The sequence below is a fragment of the Methylomonas sp. BG-2 genome (assembly GCF_057766305.1).
Genome location: NZ_JBYMAP010000172.1, coordinates 1 through 8,571, shown reverse-complemented (window position 1 = coordinate 8,571; position 8,571 = coordinate 1). Strand labels below are relative to the sequence as shown.

The 8,571-nt window shown below is 54.2% G+C and carries 9 protein-coding genes; 1 reads left to right on the top strand and 8 read right to left on the bottom strand.

The features are described from left to right. Positions 1 to 210 (top strand): N-acetylmuramoyl-L-alanine amidase (locus tag AC3B8H_RS15345; protein WP_488442417.1); only part of this gene is annotated, 210 nt, incomplete at its 5' end. A 53-nt stretch (positions 211 to 263) separates the two neighbouring features. On the opposite strand, the gene AC3B8H_RS15340 is transcribed toward AC3B8H_RS15345, so the two are convergent. The 8 genes from AC3B8H_RS15340 to AC3B8H_RS15305 all read right to left on the bottom strand — a co-directional run. Continuing rightward, positions 264 to 2,198, bottom strand: a complete 1,935-nt coding sequence (locus AC3B8H_RS15340) for a dynamin family protein (RefSeq protein ID WP_488442416.1) — start codon at positions 2,196 to 2,198, stop codon at positions 264 to 266. Positions 2,199 to 2,293: 95 nt separating this feature from the next. Continuing rightward, a complete protein-coding gene (gene pyrE / locus AC3B8H_RS15335) occupies positions 2,294 to 2,932 on the bottom strand; it encodes an orotate phosphoribosyltransferase (RefSeq protein ID WP_488442415.1) in 639 nt (212 codons plus the stop codon). Positions 2,933 to 2,975: 43 nt separating this feature from the next. After that, complete coding sequence (gene hemW / locus AC3B8H_RS15330) at positions 2,976 to 4,109, bottom strand: radical SAM family heme chaperone HemW (RefSeq protein WP_488442414.1); 1,134 nt, start codon at positions 4,107 to 4,109, stop codon at positions 2,976 to 2,978. A gap of 11 nt (positions 4,110 to 4,120) precedes the next feature. Further along, positions 4,121 to 4,561: a VOC family protein gene (locus tag AC3B8H_RS15325; protein ID WP_488442413.1), complete on the bottom strand. Its 441-nt coding sequence runs from the start codon at positions 4,559 to 4,561 to the stop codon at positions 4,121 to 4,123. 75 nt (positions 4,562 to 4,636) lie between these two features. Next, a complete protein-coding gene (locus AC3B8H_RS15320) occupies positions 4,637 to 5,722 on the bottom strand; it encodes a protein-glutamate methylesterase/protein-glutamine glutaminase (RefSeq protein ID WP_488442412.1) in 1,086 nt (361 codons plus the stop codon). 83 nt (positions 5,723 to 5,805) lie between these two features. Beyond that, positions 5,806 to 6,645, bottom strand: a complete 840-nt coding sequence (locus AC3B8H_RS15315; RefSeq protein WP_488442411.1) for a CheR family methyltransferase — start codon at positions 6,643 to 6,645, stop codon at positions 5,806 to 5,808. 9 nt (positions 6,646 to 6,654) lie between these two features. Further along, positions 6,655 to 7,218, bottom strand: a complete 564-nt coding sequence (locus tag AC3B8H_RS15310; RefSeq protein ID WP_488442410.1) for a chemotaxis protein CheW — start codon at positions 7,216 to 7,218, stop codon at positions 6,655 to 6,657. Between the two features lie 8 nt (positions 7,219 to 7,226). Next, a partial coding sequence (locus tag AC3B8H_RS15305; RefSeq protein WP_488442409.1) for a methyl-accepting chemotaxis protein occupies positions 7,227 to 8,571 on the bottom strand: 1,345 nt, incomplete at its 5' end.

The following is an 8,571-nucleotide window of genomic DNA, read 5'->3' as shown; positions in this document are numbered from 1 at the left end:
GGTATAGAACTGGAAGGCTCGGTAGATAAGCCCTACGCCGACAAGCAATATCTGAGTTTGGCAGCGACGATTAAAACACTATTCGCCAGCTACCCTGGCTTGTCGCTGGAACATATCGCCGGCCATAGCGACATTGCCCCGGAGCGCAAAACCGACCCCGGACCATTTTTTGATTGGCAATATTTGCAGCAGTTGTTGGCTGACGTTTAGCCAACGGATTTGCGGATCGCCTCGCCGGCGGAATCGCAAGATCGAGCAAGCCATCAACCCGGCTTTACATCCAGATGCATGGCTTTGATAATGGTCAACAACTCCTTCTGTTGTTGCTGCAGCGGAGCCAGCTCCGACTCCAACTGAGCGATACTTTCGGCGACGCTGCCTTTGGATTCGTTGATTTTACGCAACATGACCAAACGGCTTTCTATCTGCTTTTTATGATCCTTGATTTGGTGCATCAACGGCGTCAACACGCTGTTGCTCCACGTCACCGCGTCTTTTTGGGCTTGCTGCAAAATGTTTCTGGCCTTAGCGATCAAAGTACTGTAAAGCTTATTCACGACGATGCTTTGCTCGGTCATCGTGGTGCGCGCGCTAGTTCGGAACGCCTCGCCTTCCTCGAAAATCTGCTCCAACTCGAATTGATATTGCTTGATCGAGAACAGTTGCGGCTCAATTTCCTTGAAGCCGTATTCGTCCTGAAACTTCTTGTGTATGGCCTTAATCAAGCGCCGCGTTTCCTCGGTCATATCCACCGAATCCTGCAGCAAATCGCGCAACTCGTCGAACAGCTTGCGCATGTTTTGCTTCATGCCGTAAGTCGTCAGACTTTTACTCATATCGTGGCGAGTACGTTTGATGATGTCGTCGATTCTTTCCCTGGAAAACGAATCGATCAGCATCTTGGCTTGCACCGCAAACACCTTACGACTGGCCTGGAAGTTCTCGACATTCGCCATGTAGGCATTTTGCCGGTCGCGGGTTTCCGCCATTAGCTTGCCGGTCATCTCCTGGTTTTCGAAGTCCATCTGCTTGAACTCGTCCAGCTGCTTACTGGCATTGCTGATTTTGGCCTCCATCAACTTGGCCGATTCGCTGACTAAAAATCCGATTTCCTTCTCGACCACGCCTTTCAAAATATCCCGGCGCTGATCCAGAATATCGTCGGACAAATAGTTTTCCAACAAATCCAAACGACTCTTGCGCAACAACGCTTCGTCGCCTTTGACCTTGGCCAGCAAGGCCTGCTTGGCCGATACCGGAAATACGACATTACGATCCAGGTTCAGGATGGACGCGGAGGTTTCGATCTGCTTGCGTATCGCCGCGTCGTAACCAACCTCGCCAATCAAATCGTCCCACATCGAGTCAATCTTGTTCATGACGACGGCCAAGCCCTGCCGGCGCGAACCGGCGCGAGAGCTGCAAACATGGCTCTTCCACATTTCCAGGTCGCTCTTGGTCACGCCGGTGTCGGCCGCCAATACGAACACGATGGCCTGAGCGCTAGGCAGCATGCTCAGGGTTAGCTCCGGCTCGGTGCCCAGCGCGTTCAAGCCCGGCGTATCAAGGATACACAAGCCTTCTTTTAACAAAGGATGCGGAAAACTGATCAGCGCGTGACGCCAGCAGGGCACCTCGACCGTTTCCGGATTAATGATGCCTTGCTCCGCCGCTTCGCGTTCGTTCCATAAGCCCAGTTTGTCGGCCATTTCCCGCGAAATCCGCTTGGTGGCGATCAACTCCTTGAACGCCTCCTGCATCTGGGTAGGCGAGTCGTTATTCAAGTCGATCTGCGTCCAACGGTCCGGATTACGCTTGTAATCCATCAGCGAGATGTCTTCCAGACGGCTTTCGATGTTCAATAAGCGGATATAGCTGCCGCCCTTCTCGTCCCAAAACAACTCGGTCGGCGACATCGTGGTCCGCCCCGGCGAGGACGGCAGCAAGCGCACGCCGGTCTCGGCGAAAAACAACGCGTTAATCAACTCGGTTTTACCGCGCGAGAACTCCGCGACGAAGGCCAATGTCACCCGATCGTTTTGCAAGCCCTGCAGAATATTCAACAAGGTGTCGGTACTTTGCGGATCGCTGAAGCGATAACGAATGCGCCAGTCCCGGTACATGTCGATAGCCTGAATCAGTTGTTCGCGCCAATGCGCGTACTCATGCAACTGTTCCCTAAATTCCAGATTTCTCATGGCTTGCCTTTGTGCTGACGGTACTCGATTTGAGGGCTGATAGTAAGGGCTAAGTGTAGACCATTCTCCGTGAGAGAGCCCGGCCGCGCTTCGAGCTAGACCCCGTATTGCTCGCGATATTCACGAATCACCGACAACTTATCGGCATACTCAGCTTCCCGCTCGATAAATTCGACAATGTCCGCCAACGTGATAATTGGCAACACCTGAATACCGAACTGCGACTCCACCTCTTGCACCGCGGACCGCTGATTCCGGCCCTTTTCCTGGCGATCCAACGCGATGACGACTCCCGCGGGTTCAGCACCCGCCGCGCGGATAATATCGACCGACTCCCGAACCGAGGTGCCCGCCGTAATGACATCGTCCAGAATCCAGACTCGGCCCCGTAGCGGCGCTCCCACAAGCAGCCCACCTTCACCATGATCCTTGGCTTCCTTGCGGTTGAAGGTAAACGGGATGTCGCGCTGCATTCCGGCGTAGGCAATTGCCGTCGCGCTAACCAACGGAATCCCCTTATAAGCCGGCCCGTAGAGCACATCGACCGAAACACCCGCGCCTATCATGGCCTGAGCGTAAAACCGGCCCAACCGATCGAGCATTGCTCCGGTATTGAATAATCCGGTATTGAAAAAGTAGGGGCTGCGCCGACCGGATTTGAGTTGAAAATCGCCGAATTTAAGGACGCCGCAATCCAAGGCGTAACGGATAAACTGGAATTGATAGTCTTGCATGGGTCTAGGCTGGGATGAGTAAACCCAGAATTATAACCGCGCCCTAACCGGGCACGAACTTTTCTAGCAGCACATCCAAAAAATCCCAACCACGCGCCGAACATCGGTAAAACCCGTCGACCTCCTCCAACAAGCCTTCGGCCATCCCCGCTCGCAACGGTGAGGTTAACTCCGCGCCGGACAAACCGGTGACCGCTTGAAATTCGCTCAACTCAAAGCCATCGCGCAAGCGCAAGCGATTCATCGCAAACTCCAGCGGCAATTGTTCCAGCTCGATCCGGGTTCGGCCGGCAGTCCACGGCTCACGCAAGTACTGCTCGGGATTTCGCGGTTTCGCGGTGCGGACGATGTCGTCCGGCAAAGCCAGACTGATCTTACCGTGCGCTCCAGCCCCTATCCCTAAATAGTCGCCAAACCGCCAATAGTTACTGTTATGCCGGCATTGCCGGGCGGGGGGGGCGTAAGCGGATACTTCGTATTGCCTGTAACCGTGCTCGGCCAGCCAATCCTGACAACGCTGCTGCGCGGCAAAAATAACCTCGTCGTCCGGCAAGCGGGGCGGAAACTTATGGAAGTAAGTATTCGGCTCCAAAGTAAGCTGATAAAACGAAATATGCGCGGGCCGTAAATCGGTTGCCATGCGCACATCCTCGAAGGCTTCCGACTCACTCTGCCCCGGCAAACCAAACATCAAATCCAAATTGAAATTCTCGAAACCCGCCGCCACCGCAATTTCCGCCGCCTTGGTCGCTTCCGCCGCCGAATGGACCCGGCCGAGCATTTGCAAATGCCGGTCTTGAAAGCTTTGAATACCTATCGACAGGCGATTGATCCCTAACCCCCGAAATTCGCGGAATTTGCCGCTTTCGAAGGTACCGGGGTTGGCCTCTAGCGTGATCTCGCAGTCGTCGGCCAGCAATACTCGGCCGCGAATCCCCGCCAACAAACGATCCAGCATCGCGGGTAAAAACAAGCTGGGAGTGCCACCGCCCATAAAAATGCTGCCGACGGGCCGATCCATGCCAAACCACTCCAAATCGCTGTCCAAATCGCGCAACAAGGCCTCTACATACTCGGCTTCGGGAATCGCTTCCTTCACCGCATGCGAGTTAAAGTCGCAATAAGGGCATTTGCGGATACACCAGGGGAAGTGAATATACAGACTAAGCGGTGGCAAACGGTTCGACCTCACCAGACGCCGACATTCGCCATCGAAACCCAAGGCTCTTGAGGCGGTAGGGCACTACCTTTTTGCAGCAGTTCTATTGAAATTTGGTCTGGCGAGCGTATGAACGCCATCCAACCGTCGCGAGGCGGCCGGTTAATCGTCACGCCCTGGTCAAGCAAGCGCCGACAGACCGCGTATATGTCGTCCACCTCAAAGGCCAGATGGCCGAAATTACGGCCTCCGGCATAATCCTCGATATCCCAATTGTAAGTGAGCTCCAGCAACGGAGCGTCCCGATCGCGAGCCTGCACCAGATCGCCCGGTGCGGCCAGATACACCAATGTAAACCGCCCGGCTTCGCTTTCCATTCGTCGTACTTCGTTCATTCCAAGCTTGGCGCGGTAAAAATCCAGCGATTCTTCCAGATTTTTGACGCGAACCATGGTGTGTAAATAGCGCATAGCTAATCTCCATCGGAAAACCGCCATTATCGCCGACGCACCACGGTCCACGACGAAGATTTTTACAAGGTGTCGCTAATTGGCTTTTCCGTATTGCTCGATCAATCCGGCGATGGACTCCAGCGGCAACTCTTGCTGAACCGCACCGAGTTTAACCGCTTCCTTGGGCATGCCGTAAACAACGCAAGTCTTTTCATCCTGGCCGGCGGTGCGGGCGCCAGCCGCGAACATATCGCGCAAGCCGCGAGCGCCATCATCGCCCATCCCGGTCATAATGATACCCAACGCGTTTTTCCCGGCGTATTTCGCCACGGACCGGAACAACACGTCCACCGACGGCCGGTGCCGGTTCACCAACGGGCCGTCCTGGACCTCGGCAATATACTGGGCGCCGCTACGGATCACGGTCATATGCTTACCACCCGGCGCGATCAGCGCCCGGCCAGGAATCACCCGATCGCCACTAACGGCCTCCTTGACTTCGATTTGGCATATTCCATTGAGCCTGGCGGCGAAGGCGCCCGTAAATTTCTCGGGCATGTGCTGCACAATCACAATGCCGGGACTCACCCTGGGCAAGTGCGTCAATACCACCTCCAACGCCTGAGTGCCGCCGGTCGAGGTACCGATAGCAACCAGCCTGTCGGTAGTCGCGGCCAATGAGGAAGGCGCCGACGCCGGCTGCGTGAGTGGATGATGACTTTTCACCGCGGCGGCATGCGATGCCATCGTCATGGCTTTCATCCGCCGCATATCGGTCAATGCCGCCGCTTTGATCGCGTGAACGATATCGCCGCTATCGTCTTCGAGAAAACTCTTAAGTCCCGCCTTCGGCTTGGTGACGATGCCCACCGCGCCGGCGGCTAAAGCCTGCATCGTGGTTTCCGCGCCTTTTTCGGTCAAGGTTGAACAAATCACAACCGGCGTGGGACGTACCGACATAATTTTCTTGAGAAACGTGATGCCGTCCATTCGCGGCATCTCAACATCCAGGACTATCACGTCCGGCCAATCCTGATTCATTTTCGCCATCGCGAATATCGGGTCGGACGCCGATCCGATCACGTCGATCTCCTGGCAATGCCCTAAAAACGCCGTCAGCACTTGCCTGACGACTGCCGAATCGTCAACGATCAGCACTCTGATTTTGGGTGAAGTCATTTGTCACGCCTTGTTGTGTTAACCCCAGCGGCCCGCGCCTCAAGCGACGCCGCGTTCGAGACCTCGGCCCAGGCAACCGGGGCTTAGGATTTCTCGGATTTACGATAGATAGATGGCCGAATCAGTTGCAATTCGGTATTCAAACCGTTCAGGGACTCGGAATGGCTGACGAAAAAATAGCCGCCCGGCTGTAACGATTTCAGTATCCGTTCCAATAGGCGTTGTTTGGTTTCAATGTCGAAGTAAATCATCACGTTCCGCAAAAAGATCACGTCGAACTGGCCCAAATCCGGCAGGCTGCCGATCAAATTGGCGTAATCGAATTTGACATTCCGTCTCAACGCCGGATCAATCAACAAAAAACCGTCGTACTCACCCGTACCTTTCAGGCAGTATTTTTTCAGCAAATCGGGCGGGATTTTCTCGGAAGCCTGGCTAGGGTAGAGACCCCGCTTGGCTTTATCCAATATGCGAGTGGAAATGTCCGTCCCCAGTATTTCCCACTGTATGCCGCGGCCGTATTCCGCTAACAACATCGCCAAGGTGTAAGCTTCTTCACCGCTGGAACTCGCCGCGCTCCAAACCCGAAAGCTTCGGTAGGACGAGTATTGCGGCAAAATGCTACCGGTGAAGAAATCGAAATGGGCGGGCTCGCGAAAAAAATAAGTTTCGTTGGTCGTCAACAAATCGATAGCGATCACTCGTTCGTTTTCGAAGCCCGGCTTGGTAAAAAGTTTGAAATACTCGGTATAGCTTGACAAGTCGTAATAACGCAGGCGCTTTTCCAGACGCCCCATCACCATGACTTGCTTGGATTCATTCAAGACGATACCGGCATTCTTATACAAATAGTCCTTAATCCACAGGAATTCGTGGTGTTGCAATACCGGGGCATTGCCGTAATGGTTTGCCGGTTTATTCATTTCCGTGCGCTATTCGGCGAACGCATTTCCGGGAATGTGATCGGCGGCTTGACCTAACGCCGCCATTTCATCCACCGAAAGAACTTTATCCACATTTAATAAGATGACGAAACGATTGTCTCGCTTTGCCATCCCGTTAATAAAATCGGGCCGTATGCCAGCACCAAAGCTAGGCGGCGGCTCGATTTCATGTCCTGCAATCTCGACGACCTCGTTGACCGCATCGACAATAATGCCAAGGTATTGGCGATTGTCGTCGTTTTCTCCGACCGAGGTTTCCACGATGACAATTCCAGACCTCTTGGCAATCGTGGTGACGCCTTTACCGAAGCGGGCCAGCAAATCGATCACGGGTACCACGCTACCGCGCAGATTAATCACGCCACGGACGAACACGGGCATCATCGGCACCTCGGTCAGATTTCCGTAGTCGATAATTTCTTTAATGTTTAATATCCCCAAGGCGTATACCTCGCCCCCCAATACAAAGGTCAGATACTGGCCGGCCGTAGCGAGCTGTTGTCCTACGACCAAATCCAAAGACTGCGAAGATCTTGTTGCCAATGTGCCCATATGCCCTCCTAGAAGCGCTCGAATTGGTTCAAATCGAATTCAGGCTCGTAATTTCCCACGGGCTCCGAAGTTACCATGCTCTGGCTACTAGGCGTCGCCTTACGAGGCGTCTTAACCACGGCGCGCCTACTACCACCCTGTTCTCGGTGTCCTATTTTGAAGAAACTCATCAAACTCTGCAGTTGCTCGGCTTGCCCAGTCATTTCCTCGGAAGTCGCCGCCAATTGCTCGCTGGCAGCCGCATTCTGTTGGGTGATCTGGTTCATTTGATTCACGGCATTGTTGATTTGGCCGACACCCGCGGACTGTTCGTGCGAGGCAGCCGCGATTTCTTGAACCAAATCCGAAGTCTTGGCGATGCTCGGCACGATTTCGTCCAGCAACTTGCCGGCGCTTTCGGCGGTTTTTACGCTATTCTCGGCTAATTCGCCAATTTCCTGTGCCGCAACCTGACTGCGTTCCGCCAGCTTCCGCACCTCGGCCGCCACCACGGCAAAACCCTTACCGTGATCGCCGGCCCTGGCCGCTTCAATAGCCGCATTCAACGCTAACATATTAGTCTGATAGGCGATATCGTCAATGATGCCGATTTTATTGGCGATCTCTTTCATCGCGTCGACTGTATGCTTGACCGCTTCGCCACCCTCTATGGCTTCCTTCGACGCTTTACCGGCCATGCCATCGGTGACCTTGGCGTTTTCAGCGTTTTGATTGATACTGGCCGCCATTTCTTCGATGCTGGCGCTGGTTTCCTCGACGCTGGCCGCCTGCTCGCTAGCGGATTGCGATAACGCTTGCGAAGTCGAGCTAATTTGCTCGGAAGCATTGCTAAGCTGGTTCGTGGCGTCGACAACTTCACTGATCGTTTGCGACAACTTGGCAATCGTGTTGTTAACCGTGTCTTTGAAATCGGCCAACTGCCCCTTGTAGTCGCCGTTGACGGTGCGGGTCAGATCGCCTTGTTCCACCAAGGACAACACCTCGACCGCTTCATTAACCGGCAAAATCACGCGATCCAATGTCTCATTGACCCCCTCAACAATTTTGCGGAAGTCCCCTTGATGCTTGTTGGCGTCCGCCCGAGTTGACAACCGACCTTCCATAGCAGCCGATGCCAGCATATTGGCATCGGATACCAAGGCGTTAACCGCGCCGATGCAGGTATTAAGATTGTTTTTGATCGTATTGAAGTCACCATTGTAGCTATCGGTAATCCTTGCGGGGATATGGCCTCTGGATATTCTATCCACGTAATCCGCCGCGACGTTGAGCGGACCAATCACCGCGTCCAAGGTATCGTTCACGCCCTCGACGATCTTACGATAATCGCCTTGGTGCAGGGTCGCGTCGGCA

Bases quoted from the DNA above. Each gene is read 5' to 3' on its own strand.
- AC3B8H_RS15340 (WP_488442416.1), bottom strand. From the start codon at position 2,198: ATGAGAAATCTGGAATTTAGGGAACAGTTGCATGAGTACGCGCATTGG.
- pyrE (WP_488442415.1), bottom strand. From the start codon at position 2,932: ATGCAAGACTATCAATTCCAGTTTATCCGTTACGCCTTGGATTGCGGC.
- AC3B8H_RS15325 (WP_488442413.1), bottom strand. From the start codon at position 4,561: ATGCGCTATTTACACACCATGGTTCGCGTCAAAAATCTGGAAGAATCG.
- AC3B8H_RS15320 (WP_488442412.1), bottom strand. From the start codon at position 5,722: ATGACTTCACCCAAAATCAGAGTGCTGATCGTTGACGATTCGGCAGTC.
- AC3B8H_RS15315 (WP_488442411.1), bottom strand. From the start codon at position 6,645: ATGAATAAACCGGCAAACCATTACGGCAATGCCCCGGTATTGCAACAC.
- AC3B8H_RS15310 (WP_488442410.1), bottom strand. From the start codon at position 7,218: ATGGGCACATTGGCAACAAGATCTTCGCAGTCTTTGGATTTGGTCGTA.